The sequence below is a fragment of the Thalassobacter sp. genome, from assembly GCF_982993085.1.
In genome coordinates, this window is record NZ_CEZFMW010000091.1 from 1 (window position 1) to 14,459 (window position 14,459).

The following is a 14,459-nucleotide window of genomic DNA, read 5'->3' on the forward strand; positions in this document are numbered from 1 at the left end:
ACATCCAGCACCGCAAGGGCCGGCAGGATAAAATCCGCGCCAAGCTGTTTTCCAAGATGGCCAAGGAAATCACCGTGGCCGCAAAAATGGGCGATCCCGATCCCGAGAAGAACCCGCGTTTGCGACTGGCGGTAAAAGAAGCCAAATCGCAATCCGTGCCTAAGGACGTGATTGACCGCGCAATCAAGAAATCTCAAGGCGGGGATGCCGATAGCTACGATGAAATCCGCTATGAGGGCTACGGCCCCGGTGGTGTTGCCGTCATCGTTGAGACGATGACCGACAACCGCAATCGGACTGCCTCGACCGTGCGCTCCACGTTTTCCAAAAACGGCGGCAACTTGGGTGAGACAGGCTCGGTCGGGTTTATGTTCGATCGCAAGGGGCAGGTGATCTATTCGGCCAGTGTTGGCGATGAAGACACCGTGATGATGGCGGCGATTGAGGCTGGTGCTGAGGACGTCGAAAGCGATGGCGAGGTGCATGTTGTGTGGTGTGCTGATACGGACCTGAGCACAGTATCGACTGCGCTTGAGGCTGAATTGGGTGAGTCTGAGACCACGAAGTTGGTGTGGCGTCCAACGACCAGCACTGAGCTTGACCTCGAAGGCATGCAAAAGCTGATGAAGCTGATCGAAGCATTGGAGGACGACGATGACGTACAAACCGTCACCGCGAACTTCGAAGCCTCGGACGAGGTCATGGAGCAGCTTTAATCGCGGCCCAATGGGGTCGATGCTTAGCCAATAAAAAAGCGCCCCTCTGGGCGCTTTTTCTTTGCGATATCAAAGCGTGCCTAAGTGGATTTCCGACGCCGCGCAAAACCCAACGCCCCAAGACCTGTCATCAGCAATGCCACACCCGCAGGCAGCGGCACGGCGGAAACCATCACGTTATCGATGGCACCAGAGTTACTGCCAAAGTCAAACGTCAACTGATCGACCCGCGCGCTTGTGCCAAGAGCCAAGCGTTGGAGTGCATTTTCTGTACGGCCGTTATCAATGACACTGGAAAAGACTGCATTACCGTCAAGCGATCCGCTGACCACCAACGAGCCGTCATCGATAAACGTGACACCTGAAAACAGCACGTCCATGGCTGTAAAGTTGAACGTGATCACACCGCCGCTGCGGTTGTCGTCGACTTCGTTGCCAGTGTTGTTGCGATCATCAGGGGTTTCATCAACCACCAGAACGTTGTTGATCGGATCGACGAGGGGGCCCAAAGTATCAACCACAACATAAGTGGGCTCGATATCCGGATCACGGCCGCCGCGTGGATTGCCTGCACCGTCAACCGTTGCATAGGCGCGCGCAACGGTGGTGCTGCCGCTTGGATTTACGATTGTCGTGACCGAGGCCGAGACCGAGCCATCGGCGGACATGATGTTGTAGATATCTTGTCCGTTAATGACGCCAACGCCATTGCTTGTATCAAAGTCGATTACCGCAGCAGAAGCTGCACCGCACATCGCAAGCCCAAGGGCAGATGCGGCTAATGTCCGTTTCAAATGCATATTGATCCCCAACCTAGTATAATTTGTATCCTTAGATACCATTTTGACTTTAGCGTAAAGATCGGATTGCTATATCGATTGCGGAAAATGACGTAGCGGAATTTTGCATATCCGACATGCGGTGCCTTTTTGTTGTGCACCTTCGCGATCTGCGCCAATGCTGTGGGCATGACCACACCGAACAAACCCCTTGTCGGAGTTCTTTGGATGATCGTCACGGGGCTGTGCTTTGTCACGGTAACTGCGATCGTTAAGCACTCGGCCCAAGACTTGCCCGCCGCACAGGCCGCTTTCATGCGCTATGTACTGGGGTTGGTGTTCCTGCTGCCCGTGGCCAAAAGCTTGCTGGCCACGCGCCTTGAGCGGGCGACGCTTGTGCGTTTTTCACTGCGTGGGGGCATCCATTCCATCGGCGTGATTTTGTGGTTCTTTTCGATGACCCGCATTCCCATCGCTGAGGTGACGGCGATGAATTACCTTGTGCCGATCTACGTGACCGTTGGTGCAGCTCTTTTTCTGGGAGAGAAGTTGGCAGCACGACGCATCGCAGCTGTTGGGGCAGGGTTGTTGGGCGCACTGATCATTCTGCGCCCCGGTTTCCGAGAGATCGACTTGGGGCACATCGCAATGCTGGGCACAGCGGCGGGCTTTGCTGGATCTTACCTTTTGGCCAAGAAACTCTCGGGTGAGGTGCCGGCCAGTATGGTGGTTGGCATGTTGTCGATCTTTGTCACGCTTGGGCTGGCGCCTTTTGCCTTTGCGGTGTGGGTCCCGCCCAGCCTTGAAGACTGGGGATGGATGTTGCTGGTGGCAGTCTTCGCAACGGGCGGGCACTACGCGATGACATACGCCTTTGCCTCCGCACCTGTGACCGTGACCCAGCCGGTGACGTTCTTGCAGCTGGTGTGGGCGGTTCTTTTGGGGTGGCTCGCGTTTGAGGAAACTCCGGATGTGTGGGTGATTTTGGGCGGGGGGGTGATTATCTCGGCTGTCAGCTTCATCACATGGCGCGAGTCGGTTTTGCGTCGTGCCCAAGCGACTCGGGGCTAGCAGCCCATTAACTGCGAATTAACCATTCGTTCATGTTTTGTCTTGTGGGCTAAGAGCGTCGTCCTTACATCGCGTGTATGTATTTACGTCATATCGCGATTTCGACTTTTGTTGTTCTGCTCTCTGCGCCTGCTATGGCTCGTGCGGATTTGGTGTTTTCTGGCCCTGTTGTCATGAGTGACGGGGATAGCCTGCGTGTTGGTGGCTCGCAGAACCTGCGGCTTATTGGGATTGATGCGCCTGAGTTGGATCAAGCCTGTACGCTCGACACCGGGGCCACATTTGACTGTGGCGCTTGGGTAGCGAAAACCGTGCGCAAGGCGTTCAATGGCCGAGAAGCGATCTGCACAGCGCAGCAGATTGACCGCTATGACCGACCGCTCGTGACCTGCACTATTGGGGGCGAAGACCTTGGCGCACGGTTGGTGCGCGAAGGCTTGGCGCTCACCTACCGAGACAGTCAAATCTACGCCGCCGAGGAGAAGGCCGCGATCCTCGCGGACCGAGGTCTGTGGTCCATGGAGATGAAGGACCCTTCTGAGCATCGGCGCGCACGTGCCACAAACCGTCCCGCCCAAAGCCCTGCGCCTAACCCCGCGTGCACTATCAAAGGGAACATTTCCTCCAATGGCCGCATTTACCATCGCCCCGGCGATGAGAATTATGCGCGTACAAACATCCGGGTTGATCGTGGTGAGCGTTGGTTTTGCTCTGAGGCCGAGGCGCGGGCCGCAGGATGGCGCGGCGCCCGACGCTAGGCGGGCGGGTGAAACACAGCTGTGAAATTTGACGTAAATGGCAATCAAGCAACGGCGCGACATGTTGTTAGCGCCCCCACGCTTGCCCCGCCGATGCCCGCAGGATAAGTCGAGTTAACTTCAGAATGGAAAGACAGGCTTATGACCAAACCCGATTTCAATGACCGCATGTTGTCCCTGGGCCTTGCCCGCGTATCGGAGGCCGCGGCGCTGGCCTCTGCCAAGCTGATCGGGCGTGGCGACGAAAAGGCGGCTGACCAAGCGGCTGTAAACGCCATGCGTGAGCAACTTAACCAGCTCGACATTGCGGGCGTTGTGGTCATCGGTGAAGGGGAACGTGATGAGGCCCCCATGCTCTACATTGGCGAAGAAGTGGGCACCGGCGAAGGCCCCGGTGTGGACATCGCGCTGGACCCGCTGGAAGGTACCACGCTGACCGCAAAAGACATGCCCAACGCTTTGACCGTTATTGCCATGGGGCCGCGTGGCTCGATGTTGCATGCGCCAGATGTATATATGGAAAAGCTGGCCATTGGGCCTGGCTATGCCAAGGACGTAGTGACGCTGGACATGACGCCGACCCAACGTGTTGAAGCACTGGCCAAGGCCAAAGGCTGCGGTCCCGAGGGTATCACGGTATGTGTGCTGGAACGCCCCCGCCATGAGGCGCTGGTGACCGAAATCCGCGCAACCGGTGCCGCGATCCGTCTGATCACTGATGGTGACGTGGCGGGCGTGATGCACTGCGCTGAGGCCGAGATCACGGGTATCGACATGTACATGGGCGAGGGCGGCGCACCTGAGGGTGTGCTGGCGGCCTCGGCGCTGAAATGCATGGGAGGACAAATGTATGGCCGCCTGTTGTTCCGTAACGATGATGAGCGTGGCCGCGCCGCCAAAGCGGGTATCACGGACCTCGACAAAATCTATTCGCGCGACGACATGGTCACCTCCGACGTGATCTTTGCCGCAACCGGTGTGACTGATGGGTCCATCGTGTCCGGCATCAAGCGTGAGGTCGGCTACATGACGGCTGAGACGATCCTGATGCGTTCCAAAACTGGTTCTGTGCGCCGGATGGTTTATCGCAACCCTGTCTAATCCCCTGTCGCGATGCGGCAAGTGAACGACAGACCGAACGCGCATAATAGGGGGCTGCTCGCATGACGACAGAACATGTTTTGGGAGTGGCTTCCTCAGTCACGGGGCGTGCTTGGGTTGGGATCGATCCTGCTCAGGACCGTGCGGCCGAGGCTCTTGTGCAAAGCACAGGTCTGCCGCAGGCGCTGTGCCGCCACTTGGCACGGCGCGGCGTCGCGGCAGATGAGGTTGAGAGTTTTCTCGCGCCAAAGCTGCGCGACCTTTTGCCTGATCCGTTGAGCCTACGGGACATGGCACCAGCGGCAGAGCGACTTCTACGTGCGGTTCAGCGGCGCGAAAAAATCGCGGTCTTTGCTGATTATGACGTGGATGGCGGCAGCTCTGCGGCCCTTTTGATCTGGTGGCTAAGAGATCTAGGGTTGGGTGCTACGCTTTATGTTCCGGACCGGATTGATGAAGGTTACGGGCCGAACCCAACGGCCATGGCCGCGCTGGCGCGCGACCATGATTTGATCCTTTGTGTGGATTGCGGCACGCTCTCGCATGATGCCATTGCGGCGGCGGACGCGGCGGATGTTGTGGTAATCGACCACCACTTGGGCGGTGAAACGCTGCCGCCCGCGCTGGCGGTCGTGAACCCTAATCGCCAAGATGAAAGCGGTGATCTAGGGCACCTGTGCGCAGCGGCTGTCGTATTCTTGGTATTGGTCGAGGCGAACCGTCAGATGCGTGTTGCGGGCCATAAGGGGCCCGACTTGATCGCAATGTTGGATTTGGTGGCCCTTGCTACCGTTGCTGATGTGGCGCCTTTGGTGGGGGTGAACCGTGCGCTGGTCCGCCAGGGGCTACAGGTGATGGGGCGCAGGGCGCGTCCGGGTTTGGTGGCTCTTGCGGATGAGGCGCGGCTAGACACGGCTCCGTCGTCTTATCACCTTGGGTTTGTTCTGGGCCCACGGGTCAATGCCGGTGGCCGGATTGGCGCGGCTGATCTGGGGGCGCGACTTTTGGCGACGCCAGACGCGCATGAGGCCGCGGCGCTTGCCGCGCGGCTGGAGGTTTTGAACGCAGAGCGGCGTGATATCGAAGCGCAAGTGAGAGAGGCCGCTTTGGCCCAAGCTGAGGCTCGTGGCTTAGACGCGCCGCTGGTGTGGGCTGCTGGTGAGGGCTGGCATCCCGGCGTCGTTGGCATCGTCGCCTCGCGCCTCAAGGAGACGACGAACCGTCCCGCCGTGGTCATCGGGCTGGAGGGCGGCTTTGGTAAAGGGTCTGGTCGCTCCGTTCATGGTGTTGATCTGGGCGCAAGCATCCAAAAGCTCGCGGCTGAGGGGCTTCTGGTCAAAGGTGGCGGGCATAGGATGGCTGCGGGCCTGACAGTGGCCGAAGACCAGCTAGAGGCTGCAATGTCGCGTCTGTCTGAGCTGCTCGACAAACAGGGGGCTGGGGTAGGCGGGCCACAAGATCTTAAGATCGATGCCACGCTCATGCCGGGTGCTGCGACGACTGAATTGATTGAGCAATTGGAGCAGGCTGGTCCCTTTGGGCAGGGCGCACGCGCGCCACGCTTCGCGTTTCCCGAGGTGCGTGTGACCTTTTCCAAACCAGTAGGGCAGGGGCACCTAAAATTGGTGTTGTCCGATGGTGGGCCCGTACGTCTTGAGGCAATCGCCTTTGGCGCCGCGGACAACGGAATCGCCGCAGCCATCGCAGACGCCGCCGGAGCGCCACTGCATTTTGCAGGTCGTTTGGAGGTGAATTCGTGGGGCGGGCGGCAGACCCCACAACTGCGTATCGAAGACGTTTCACGCCCAATTTAGACCGTCTTTTTGGTCGCTAAATTTTTTATCCAAAAAGAGTGAATTTTCCTCTTGCGCGCTCTGCGGGGTTTGCCTAAACACCGCCTCACAGAAGAGTGGCCCGTTCGTCTATCGGTTAGGACGCCAGGTTTTCAACCTGGAAAGAGGGGTTCGATTCCCCTACGGGCTGCCACTGTTTCCTCACTGTTTATGTAAAAATGAAGTGGCGTTAGAGGCCGATTTTAGCTGAGCTACGTTGGTTCAAAGAGCTTCGCCCTCACGATACGCAACTACAGCAACCATGCTTCGAGACAGTTAGAGATGTGCCGAGAAGGCGCATACCTGGGCGCGAGAGTGCTTTTGTGTTATGGGCTGCAAATCATCGCTGGACGATTTTTGAGACAATTGATGGCGTCACTCGAGTTTTTGTTCACCGGGTGCGTAATATTGGGCCGCAATCATTTCAGGCGGGCTCTTATTCGAGCGGGTTAATCCTTCTGCACCGCGAGTGACCTTCACGTTTTCTCTTGGTGCACTGCTTGATCTTGAACCCTGTCCGATCCTGCCTACTTCGTTCATTGCGATCCATTCGCAGCAGGGACCGCCTTATTTGCAAATGCTTCTTAAAAACACTATGATCCGCACGACAGGAGAGACAATGTTCCGACTGACTTCAGCGACCCTCGCTCTTGGCCTGATGACGGCCCCGGTTTTCGCAGATGATAAGCTAAAGGTGGTGACGACCTTTACCGTGATCGCGGACATGGCCGCGAATGTCGCGGGTGATGCGGCAACGGTGGTATCCATCACCAAACCCGGTGCCGAAATCCATGGCTATCAACCCACGCCTGGCGATTTGCGCCGTGCGGTAGACGCGGATTTGATCCTTTGGAATGGCCTCAACCTAGAACTATGGTTCGAACAATTTTTGTCGAACCTCGGTGATATCCCATCTGTGACGGTTTCGGATGGGATCGAACCCATCGCGATTGCAAGCGGCTCGTATCAAGGCAAAACCAACCCTCACGCGTGGATCGGTGCGGATGCGGCGATGGTTTATGTCGATAACATCGCCGCGGCGCTATCAGGTGCGGACCCCGACAATGCTGCAACCTATACCGCAAATGCGGCCGCCTATAAGGCGGAGATTGAGGGCGTCCTCGCGCCGTTGCGGGCGCAGTTGTCTGAGGTTGAGCAGGATAAGCGTTGGCTTGTCACCTGTGAGGGCGCGTTCAGCTATCTTGCACGCGATTTTGGCCTACAAGAGTTGTACCTTTGGCCCATGAACACCGATGCGGTGGGTACGCCGCAGCAGGTTCGCGCCGTTATTGATGGCGTTCGGGAACACGACATCCCCGTTGTTTTCTGCGAAAGCACGGTGAATACCGCCCCGGCCGAGCAGGTCGCGCGCGAAACGGGGGCCAAATACGGTGGCGTTCTGTTTGTCGATAGCCTCAGCGAGCCGGATGGCCCGGTTCCGACATATCTGGATTTGCTGCGCGTCACCTCCGAAACCGTTGTGAAAGGTCTGACCGCCGAATGACAGTCCCTGCTGCCCCTTTTGACCAATCGGGCATTTGCGCTCGGGATGTCACTGTCACCTATCGCAACGGCCACACGGCGCTGCGCCATGCGAGTTTTGAGATACCACGCGGCACTGTCACAGCCCTGGTCGGGGTGAACGGGGCGGGAAAATCTACGCTATTCAAGGCCATCATGGGGTTTGTACCCGCGGCAAGCGGCACGATCACCCTGATGGGGCGCACGGTGAAACAGGCGCTCAAGGACAACATAGTGGCTTATGTCCCCCAAGCCGAAGAGGTCGATTGGGCCTTTCCCGTACTGGTTGAGGACGTGGTGATGATGGGGCGCTACGGTCATATGGGCATGCTGCGCCGGGCCCGCGCGGCAGATCATGCCGCCGTGACCCAAGCGCTGGAGCGTGTGAACATGCTCGACTACCGCCACCGTCAGATCGGTGAGCTGTCGGGCGGTCAGCGTAAGCGTGTTTTTCTGGCGCGGGCGTTGGCGCAGAACGGTCAGGTCATTTTGCTGGATGAGCCGTTTACCGGCGTGGATGTGCAGACCGAGGAACAGATCGTCAAACTCTTGCGAGAGTTACGAGATGAGGGGCGGGTGATGCTTGTCTCGACCCACAACCTCGGCTCGGTGCCAGAGTTTTGTGATCGGACGGTTTTGGTAAAGGGCACCGTTTTAGCCCATGGGCCCACGGAAACTATTTTCACCCGTGCCAATCTAGAGCGCGCGTTTGGTGGTGTGCTGCGCCACTTTACCCTTGGCGGGGATGAACTGCACGACGATGATGACGGGCGGGAAGTCCGGATTATCACCGATGATGAACGGCCCTTTGTCATGTACGGTGAGCGCGATGCGGAACCGTCTGCCAAAGAGGCGGCTAAGGCGGCACGCAAGGCCTCTGGCGATGCTTGAACCCTTTGCATACAGCTACATGGTCAACGCCATGTGGGTGAGCGCGCTGGTCGGTGCCGTCTGCGCATTTTTAAGTGTTTATCTGATGCTGAAAGGCTGGTCACTGATCGGCGACGCGCTGTCCCACTCGGTCGTGCCGGGGGTGGCAGGGGCCTATATGCTGGGCCTTCCTTTCGCCTTTGGTGCGTTCATCGCGGGGGGCTTGGCGGCGGGGTCCATGTTGTTCTTGTCCAACCGGTCGGGCCTTAAAGCCGATGTCATCATCGGGATTATCTTTACGGGGTTTTTCGGGTTGGGGTTGTTCATGGTCTCACTCAATCCGATTGCCGTGTCAGTGCAGACGATCACCATGGGCAATATCCTCGCGATCACGCCCGAAGACACGCTGCAATTGGTGATCATCGGTACCGTATCTCTCACGGTGTTGTTGGTTCTATGGAAAGATCTTCTTGTGACGTTCTTTGATGAAAATCACGCGCGATCCATCGGGCTGAGGCCAGATCTTTTGAAGGTGATATTCTTCACTCTGTTGTCGGCCAGCGTGGTGGCAGCCATGCAAACGGTTGGGGCCTTTTTGGTCATCGCCATGGTCGTGACGCCGGGGGCCACGGCGTATTTGATATGTGACCGGTTCAATAGGCTGCTGATGACCTCCGTTGCCATCGGGGCAGGGACCAGTTTTGTTGGTGCCTACGTAAGTTACTTTCTTGATGGGGCCACGGGCGGGATCATCGTGGCGTTACAAACGCTTATTTTTCTACTGGCATTTATCTTTGCGCCGAAACACGGGCTTTTGGCATCACGGGCCAAGTCGCGCGCGGCGTTGACACGTCCCATCGAGGACCCAGTCCACGTGGGCATCGATGCGCGACTAGAGGTAGGTAAATGATCGATACGATCCTTCTGCCATTTCAGTTCGGCTTTATGCAAAAGGCGTTTTGGATCGCGCTTTTGGTGGCCCCACCTGCGGCGATGCTGTCGTGTTTTCTGGTCCTCAAGGGCTGGGCGCTGATGGGGGATGCCGTGGCGCATGCCGTTCTGCCGGGCATCGTTTTGGCCTATATCGCGGGGCTTCCGCTGATTTTGGGCGCGTTCATTGCGGGCATGGGGTCGGCGGTTTTGACAGGTTATTTGGCCGAAAACAGCCGGGTGAAACAAGACACGGTGATGGGGGTCGTGTTTTCCGGTTTCTTCGCTGTTGGGATTATCCTGTTTGTGGCTTTCCCATCGGATGCGCATCTTGACCATATCCTCTTTGGCAACATGCTGGGCGTGGGTGCCGCGGATTTATGGACTGCGGGTCTGATCTCGGCCGGGGTGTGTGTGGTTCTGTTGGTGAAATGGCGGGATCTTTTGTTGCACGCATTTGATCCCGCACAAGCGCAGGCCATGGGGCTGCCTGTGAAGGTTTTGCACTACGGGCTTTTGACGCTGCTATCGCTTGTGATTGTGGCGACGCTGTCGTCTGTCGGGCTGATCCTTGCGATCGCCTTGTTGATCACGCCGGGGGCAATTGCGTTTTTGGTGGTGCGCAGCTTCAGCGCGATGCTGATCGTCTCTGTCAGCGTTTGCACATTGTCCATGGTCGCGGGTGTCTACGCGAGCTTTTTTATCGACGTCGCCCCAGCGCCCACCGTGGTTTTGATCCTGACGGCAGTGTTCTTGGTGGCCTTCACAACTCGTGTTCAGGCCACCAAAGCCGCGTCGCGTCGCGCCTAAACGTTCTGGATTTGCAGGGCGACAGGGGCGCCTACAACCGTTGCGATTTGTGACAATGCGCTCACGGCACGGTCCAAATCTGCGGGTGCACAGGCGTGCGTGACGATCAGCACAGGCGCCGTATCCGCGTCGGAATGATCATACTGACGCATCCGGTCAATCGAGATACCTGAGTTGCCCAATGTGGTCGCAACCTGAGCCAGCGCGCCGGGTTCGTCGCGCAGTGTCAGGCGTAGGTAATAGGGGCAGGGCGTGGCGGAAACAGCTGGTGCTGCCTTGGCCAAGGTTGTGGCGGGTTGGCCGAACACAGGCAGGTCAATGCCGCGTGCCAGATCACATACGTCTGCCATGACCGCGCTGGCCGTGGGCCCTTCGCCTGCACCGGCGCCGCGCATAACGATCTGGCCGACTGCGTCGCCCTCAAGGACGACCATGTTGGTGCCGCCTTCCAACTGACCCAAGGGAGAGCTGGCGGGTACAAGGCACGGCCGCATGCTTTGCTGTAGACCTGCATCGGTCATCTGAGCCAGACCCAGCAGCTTGATCTTGTAGCCCATGTCAGCAGCGCGGCTGATATCTTCGATGGTGATTGCGCCGATGCCCTCTAGGGCGACGGCGTCGAAATCGACCTGTGTGCCGAACGCGATGCTGGCCAGAAGTGCCAGCTTGTGGCCGGCGTCGATGCCGCCAACGTCTAGGTTCGGGTCGGCCTCCAAGTAGCCCAAATCATTGGCTTCTTGGAACACAGTATCATAGGGCAGGCCCGCGCTTTCCATCCGGGTGAGGATGTAGTTGCAGGTGCCGTTCATAACGCCCAGCACGCGGGTCATCCCATTGGCGGCCAACCCTTCGGTCAGGGCTTTGATGACGGGAATACCGCCTGCAACAGCCGCTTCAAATCGAATTTGTGCGCCGTTCGCTTCAGCCAATTCAGCCAGTGCCTGACCATGCACGGCCAAGAGCGCTTTGTTCGCTGTAACAACACTTTTGCCCAAGCGCAGAGCTGCCTCAGTGGCGGCTTTGGCAGGGCCATCTGTGCCGCCCATCAATTCAACCAGCACATCCACATCGTCGCGTTTGGCGAGGGCGACAGGATCATCCTCCCACGCGTAGGCGGAAATATCGATGCCGCGATCCTTGCTACGCGAACGCGCGGACACTGCCGTGATCTCGATGGAAGTCCCTGTGCGTGCGGACAGCATTGCGGCGTGGTTCTGGACGATCTTAACCGTCCCGGTGCCAACCGTTCCCAAACCTACAACGCCTAGTCGAAGAGTGTCTTTGCGCATTGGAGGCTCCATGGTGTGTTTTGCGTTAAGCCGGGGATAGCTCAGCCGGTTCGGGCGTGCAATGCACCACTGTTAAAGAGCTGCCTCGCGGAGCGCGTCGGCGCGCGATTGCAGCGCTTCGCGGCGTGTAATCAAATCATCAGGCGCGGACGGGGCGGGCAGGGTCGCGCGTGGCATGTCAACTGGGGCCCCTGGAGGGGGCAGCGTTGCCAAAAGCGGGGCAAGGGGGATCAGTTCGGGGTAGGCGGCGGCCTGTGCGGTGGGCGAAACCGATGTTGAGACGTCGGGCAAATCTGTGCAACCGCTCAGCACGAGGGTGAGGGACAAGAGGATGGGGGTTGTGCTGCGCAAATCTCATGCTCCGGTGGTTGCGCGGCCAAGGTATGGGGGCGGTGCCGCCCACGCAAGGGGCTTAGGCGCGCCGATGTTTTGCCGCCGCACGCTGACGCCGCGCCCACCCCAAAAGACCAAGCCCCGCCAGCAGTGCCGCCCCTGATGCAGGGAGGGGCACAGGCGCAATCGGACCCGCGGCGATTGGGGCCAACCTTGTGACCGGAAAGAAACCAGAGGCAGACGTGATGGCCACGCCGCTGGTTACCTCTACGCCGAGTTGCGATCTCATGTTCAGTGATGCGCCCGACAAATAACCCGGCATATCCGTGGATACGTAGGCATCCACACGCTGCATCCAGCGAACAGTAAACGTGTAGGGTGGACCATAGGCATCCTCTGGGATGACGTTCAAATTCAATTCCAGCCGATCATATTTGAAGGCATTCGGCCCTAACTCTGGTGCAGCCTTACGCTCACCGGATTGGACTATTGGCCCTCTGCCTGGGGAAACCGCGTCCCGGGCATACATGCTCATGGAGGCCGCGCTGGTGTTGGCCGCCTCATGTCCATGGGACGTGCCTGTTATATCCATGAAAAAAGTGATGTCGCCCACACCGGAGAGCGTGAAGGTATCCATCATGGCGATCATACCGCCGCCGCCAGTGTTACATGTCGCACCACCGGCCACACAATAGTCGCGGAAAATGAGGCCATAGGCGTTGCTCTCAATCGTGCCTGCCCCGCGGTCTACGCGGGCGCCCATCGTGCCCCAACCTGTTTCGCCTGAGGCGTTCACATAGGTGCCTGAACTGTCGTACATGATGTCATTATTGTACCAATTGTACTGTACACCTTGGTTGTACCCGTAGATCGACGCATAGGTTGTGACAGCTGTCGCGTCTTGGGCGACCAGTGAAAAAGCAGTGATTGCGAGGCACCTGCGCGCCAGTTCGAAAAAGCGCATGCAAATTAATCCTTAATAAAGGCTTAATGAGTGGCATATTTTCGTCGCTCGATCAATGGATCTGAAGCGAGGTAGCTGCTGACCGCAGACCATTGGAGCGGCCTGATCTGCCTGTGCGATAAAGTGCAAAACATGTGGGCGAACAGAAAAAAGCCCGTTCAACATATCCGCTGAACGGGCTTGGTGTTTGTGACTGGCTTGCGAGGATGCCCCGCAAGAGCCTGACTTAGAGGTTGGGATAGATCGGGAAACGATCGCACATCGCTTGGACACGGGCGCGGACGCTTGCTTCGACGTCTGCGTTGCCGTCTTCGCCGTTCGCCGCAAGGCCGTTCACGACCTCAACGATCAGGTCAGCGATTTCGCGGAACTCAGGCTCACCAAAACCACGGGTGGTCCCGGCAGGCGTGCCAAGACGGATGCCGCTGGTGACCATCGGGCTTTCGGTGTCGAAGGGGATGCCGTTCTTGTTACAGGTGATGTGGGCGCGACCGAGGGCTTTCTCAGTTGCGTTGCCTTTGACACCAGCGGGGCGCAGGTCAACCAGCATCAGGTGCGTATCGGTGCCACCTGTGACGATATCAAGACCACCTTTGATCAACTGATCAGCGAGGGCCTTGGCATTCGCGATTACTTGCGTTTGGTACTCTTTGAAACCGGGCCGCAGGGCTTCACCAAAAGCCACAGCCTTGCCTGCGATCACATGCATCAAGGGTCCGCCCTGAATGCCGGGGAAGATCGCGGAGTTGAACTTTTTCGCCAAGTCTGCATCGTCCGTGAGGATCATACCGCCACGTGGACCGCGCAGGGTTTTGTGCGTAGTTGTTGTGGCCACATGCGCATGGGGGAAGGGCGAGGGGTAGTGACCCGACGCCACGAGGCCCGCAAAGTGCGCCATGTCTACGAGCAGATATGCGCCAACGCTGTCGGCAATTTCGCGCATCCGCGCAAAGTCGATGACGCGTGGAATGGCCGAACCACCGGCGATGATCATCTGGGGCTTGTGCTCGGTCGCGAGCGCTTGGACTTGGTCGTAGTCCAGCAGCAGGTCGTCTTCGCGCACACCGTATTGGATGGCGTTAAACCATTTGCCCGATTGATTGGGCTTGGCGCCGTGGGTCAGGTGGCCGCCCGCATCCAGGGACATGCCAAGGATGGTGTCGCCAGGTTTGAGCAGGGCCTGGAATACACCTTGGTTCGCTTGGCTGCCGGAATTGGGCTGCACATTGACAAAGCCACAGCCAAACAATTCCTTGGCGCGATCCCGTGCGAGGTTCTCTGCCACGTCGACGTACTGGCAGCCGCCATAATAGCGGCGTCCGGGGTACCCTTCGGCATATTTGTTGGTCAGGACAGAGCCCTGAGCTTCCATCACGGCCTGAGAGACGATGTTCTCAGAGGCGATCAGTTCGATTTCATCGCGCTGACGGCCAAGCTCGTCTTGCATGGCGGCGTGAAGCTCCGGATCGCTTTCGGCGATGGAGG

General features: G+C 58.3%; 14 protein-coding genes and 1 tRNA gene. 10 read left to right on the top strand and 5 right to left on the bottom strand.

What is annotated here, in order from left to right; genetic code table 11:
* Positions 1 to 2 precede the first annotated feature (2 nt).
* Positions 3 to 716 (top strand): YebC/PmpR family DNA-binding transcriptional regulator, encoded by a 714-nt coding sequence (locus tag AC4GMC_RS13255; RefSeq protein ID WP_488082442.1) that lies wholly within the window; start codon positions 3 to 5, stop codon positions 714 to 716.
* A gap of 80 nt (positions 717 to 796) precedes the next feature.
* Here AC4GMC_RS13255 and AC4GMC_RS13260 read toward each other — a convergent pair whose 3' ends face one another.
* Positions 797 to 1,516 (bottom strand): VPLPA-CTERM sorting domain-containing protein, encoded by a 720-nt coding sequence (locus AC4GMC_RS13260; protein WP_487876052.1) that lies wholly within the window; start codon positions 1,514 to 1,516, stop codon positions 797 to 799.
* 168 nt (positions 1,517 to 1,684) lie between these two features.
* Here AC4GMC_RS13260 and AC4GMC_RS13265 point away from each other — a divergent pair, with 168 nt between their 5' ends.
* The 9 genes from AC4GMC_RS13265 (at position 1,685) to AC4GMC_RS13305 (ending at position 10,388) form a co-directional block, all read left to right on the top strand.
* Positions 1,685 to 2,566: a DMT family transporter gene (locus tag AC4GMC_RS13265; protein ID WP_487876053.1), complete on the top strand. Its 882-nt coding sequence runs from the start codon at positions 1,685 to 1,687 to the stop codon at positions 2,564 to 2,566.
* Positions 2,567 to 2,643: 77 nt separating this feature from the next.
* Positions 2,644 to 3,324 (top strand): thermonuclease family protein, encoded by a 681-nt coding sequence (locus tag AC4GMC_RS13270; RefSeq protein ID WP_487880174.1) that lies wholly within the window; start codon positions 2,644 to 2,646, stop codon positions 3,322 to 3,324.
* A gap of 141 nt (positions 3,325 to 3,465) precedes the next feature.
* Positions 3,466 to 4,425, top strand: coding sequence for a class II fructose-bisphosphatase (gene glpX / locus AC4GMC_RS13275; protein ID WP_487876055.1), 960 nt, complete (start codon positions 3,466 to 3,468; stop codon positions 4,423 to 4,425).
* Positions 4,426 to 4,487: 62 nt separating this feature from the next.
* Positions 4,488 to 6,239, top strand: coding sequence for a single-stranded-DNA-specific exonuclease RecJ (gene recJ / locus AC4GMC_RS13280; protein ID WP_487876056.1), 1,752 nt, complete (start codon positions 4,488 to 4,490; stop codon positions 6,237 to 6,239).
* A gap of 97 nt (positions 6,240 to 6,336) precedes the next feature.
* Positions 6,337 to 6,411, top strand: a tRNA-Glu gene (locus AC4GMC_RS13285).
* 465 nt (positions 6,412 to 6,876) lie between these two features.
* A complete protein-coding gene (locus AC4GMC_RS13290; RefSeq protein ID WP_487876057.1) occupies positions 6,877 to 7,761 on the top strand; it encodes a metal ABC transporter substrate-binding protein in 885 nt (294 codons plus the stop codon).
* Positions 7,758 to 8,669 carry a manganese/iron ABC transporter ATP-binding protein gene (locus AC4GMC_RS13295; RefSeq protein ID WP_487876058.1) on the top strand — a complete coding sequence of 304 codons (912 nt, stop codon included), beginning with the start codon at positions 7,758 to 7,760 and terminating at the stop codon, positions 8,667 to 8,669. The genes AC4GMC_RS13290 and AC4GMC_RS13295 overlap by 4 nt, the downstream gene beginning before the upstream one ends.
* Positions 8,662 to 9,558 carry a metal ABC transporter permease gene (locus tag AC4GMC_RS13300; protein WP_487876059.1) on the top strand — a complete coding sequence of 299 codons (897 nt, stop codon included), beginning with the start codon at positions 8,662 to 8,664 and terminating at the stop codon, positions 9,556 to 9,558. The genes AC4GMC_RS13295 and AC4GMC_RS13300 overlap by 8 nt, the downstream gene beginning before the upstream one ends.
* Entirely contained in the window at positions 9,555 to 10,388 is an 834-nt protein-coding gene (locus AC4GMC_RS13305) for a metal ABC transporter permease (protein WP_487876060.1), read from the top strand. Before AC4GMC_RS13300 ends, AC4GMC_RS13305 begins: the two co-directional genes overlap by 4 nt.
* Here AC4GMC_RS13305 and AC4GMC_RS13310 read toward each other — a convergent pair.
* From AC4GMC_RS13310 to glyA, 4 genes are all read right to left on the bottom strand, one after another.
* The gene (locus AC4GMC_RS13310; protein WP_487876061.1) at positions 10,385 to 11,677 is read right to left on the bottom strand and encodes a homoserine dehydrogenase; all 1,293 of its coding nucleotides are present in this window, start codon (positions 11,675 to 11,677) and stop codon (positions 10,385 to 10,387) included. The two genes, AC4GMC_RS13305 and AC4GMC_RS13310, sit on opposite strands and share 4 nt — an antisense overlap.
* A 72-nt stretch (positions 11,678 to 11,749) precedes the next feature.
* Positions 11,750 to 12,028 (bottom strand): hypothetical protein, encoded by a 279-nt coding sequence (locus AC4GMC_RS13315; RefSeq protein WP_487876062.1) that lies wholly within the window; start codon positions 12,026 to 12,028, stop codon positions 11,750 to 11,752.
* A 61-nt stretch (positions 12,029 to 12,089) separates the two neighbouring features.
* Positions 12,090 to 12,974 (bottom strand): hypothetical protein, encoded by an 885-nt coding sequence (locus AC4GMC_RS13320; protein ID WP_487876063.1) that lies wholly within the window; start codon positions 12,972 to 12,974, stop codon positions 12,090 to 12,092.
* A 226-nt stretch (positions 12,975 to 13,200) separates the two neighbouring features.
* Positions 13,201 to 14,459 (bottom strand): serine hydroxymethyltransferase (gene glyA / locus AC4GMC_RS13325; protein ID WP_490391460.1); only part of this gene is annotated, 1,259 nt, incomplete at its 5' end.

Coding starts and splice junctions, on each gene's coding strand:
- AC4GMC_RS13260 (WP_487876052.1), bottom strand. CDS start 1,516: ATGCATTTGAAACGGACATTAGCCGCATCTGCCCTTGGGCTTGCGATG.
- AC4GMC_RS13265 (WP_487876053.1), top strand. CDS start 1,685: ATGACCACACCGAACAAACCCCTTGTCGGAGTTCTTTGGATGATCGTC.
- AC4GMC_RS13270 (WP_487880174.1), top strand. CDS start 2,644: ATGTATTTACGTCATATCGCGATTTCGACTTTTGTTGTTCTGCTCTCT.
- glpX (WP_487876055.1), top strand. CDS start 3,466: ATGACCAAACCCGATTTCAATGACCGCATGTTGTCCCTGGGCCTTGCC.
- recJ (WP_487876056.1), top strand. CDS start 4,488: ATGACGACAGAACATGTTTTGGGAGTGGCTTCCTCAGTCACGGGGCGT.
- AC4GMC_RS13290 (WP_487876057.1), top strand. CDS start 6,877: ATGTTCCGACTGACTTCAGCGACCCTCGCTCTTGGCCTGATGACGGCC.
- AC4GMC_RS13295 (WP_487876058.1), top strand. CDS start 7,758: ATGACAGTCCCTGCTGCCCCTTTTGACCAATCGGGCATTTGCGCTCGG.
- AC4GMC_RS13300 (WP_487876059.1), top strand. CDS start 8,662: ATGCTTGAACCCTTTGCATACAGCTACATGGTCAACGCCATGTGGGTG.
- AC4GMC_RS13305 (WP_487876060.1), top strand. CDS start 9,555: ATGATCGATACGATCCTTCTGCCATTTCAGTTCGGCTTTATGCAAAAG.
- AC4GMC_RS13310 (WP_487876061.1), bottom strand. CDS start 11,677: ATGCGCAAAGACACTCTTCGACTAGGCGTTGTAGGTTTGGGAACGGTT.
- AC4GMC_RS13320 (WP_487876063.1), bottom strand. CDS start 12,974: ATGCGCTTTTTCGAACTGGCGCGCAGGTGCCTCGCAATCACTGCTTTT.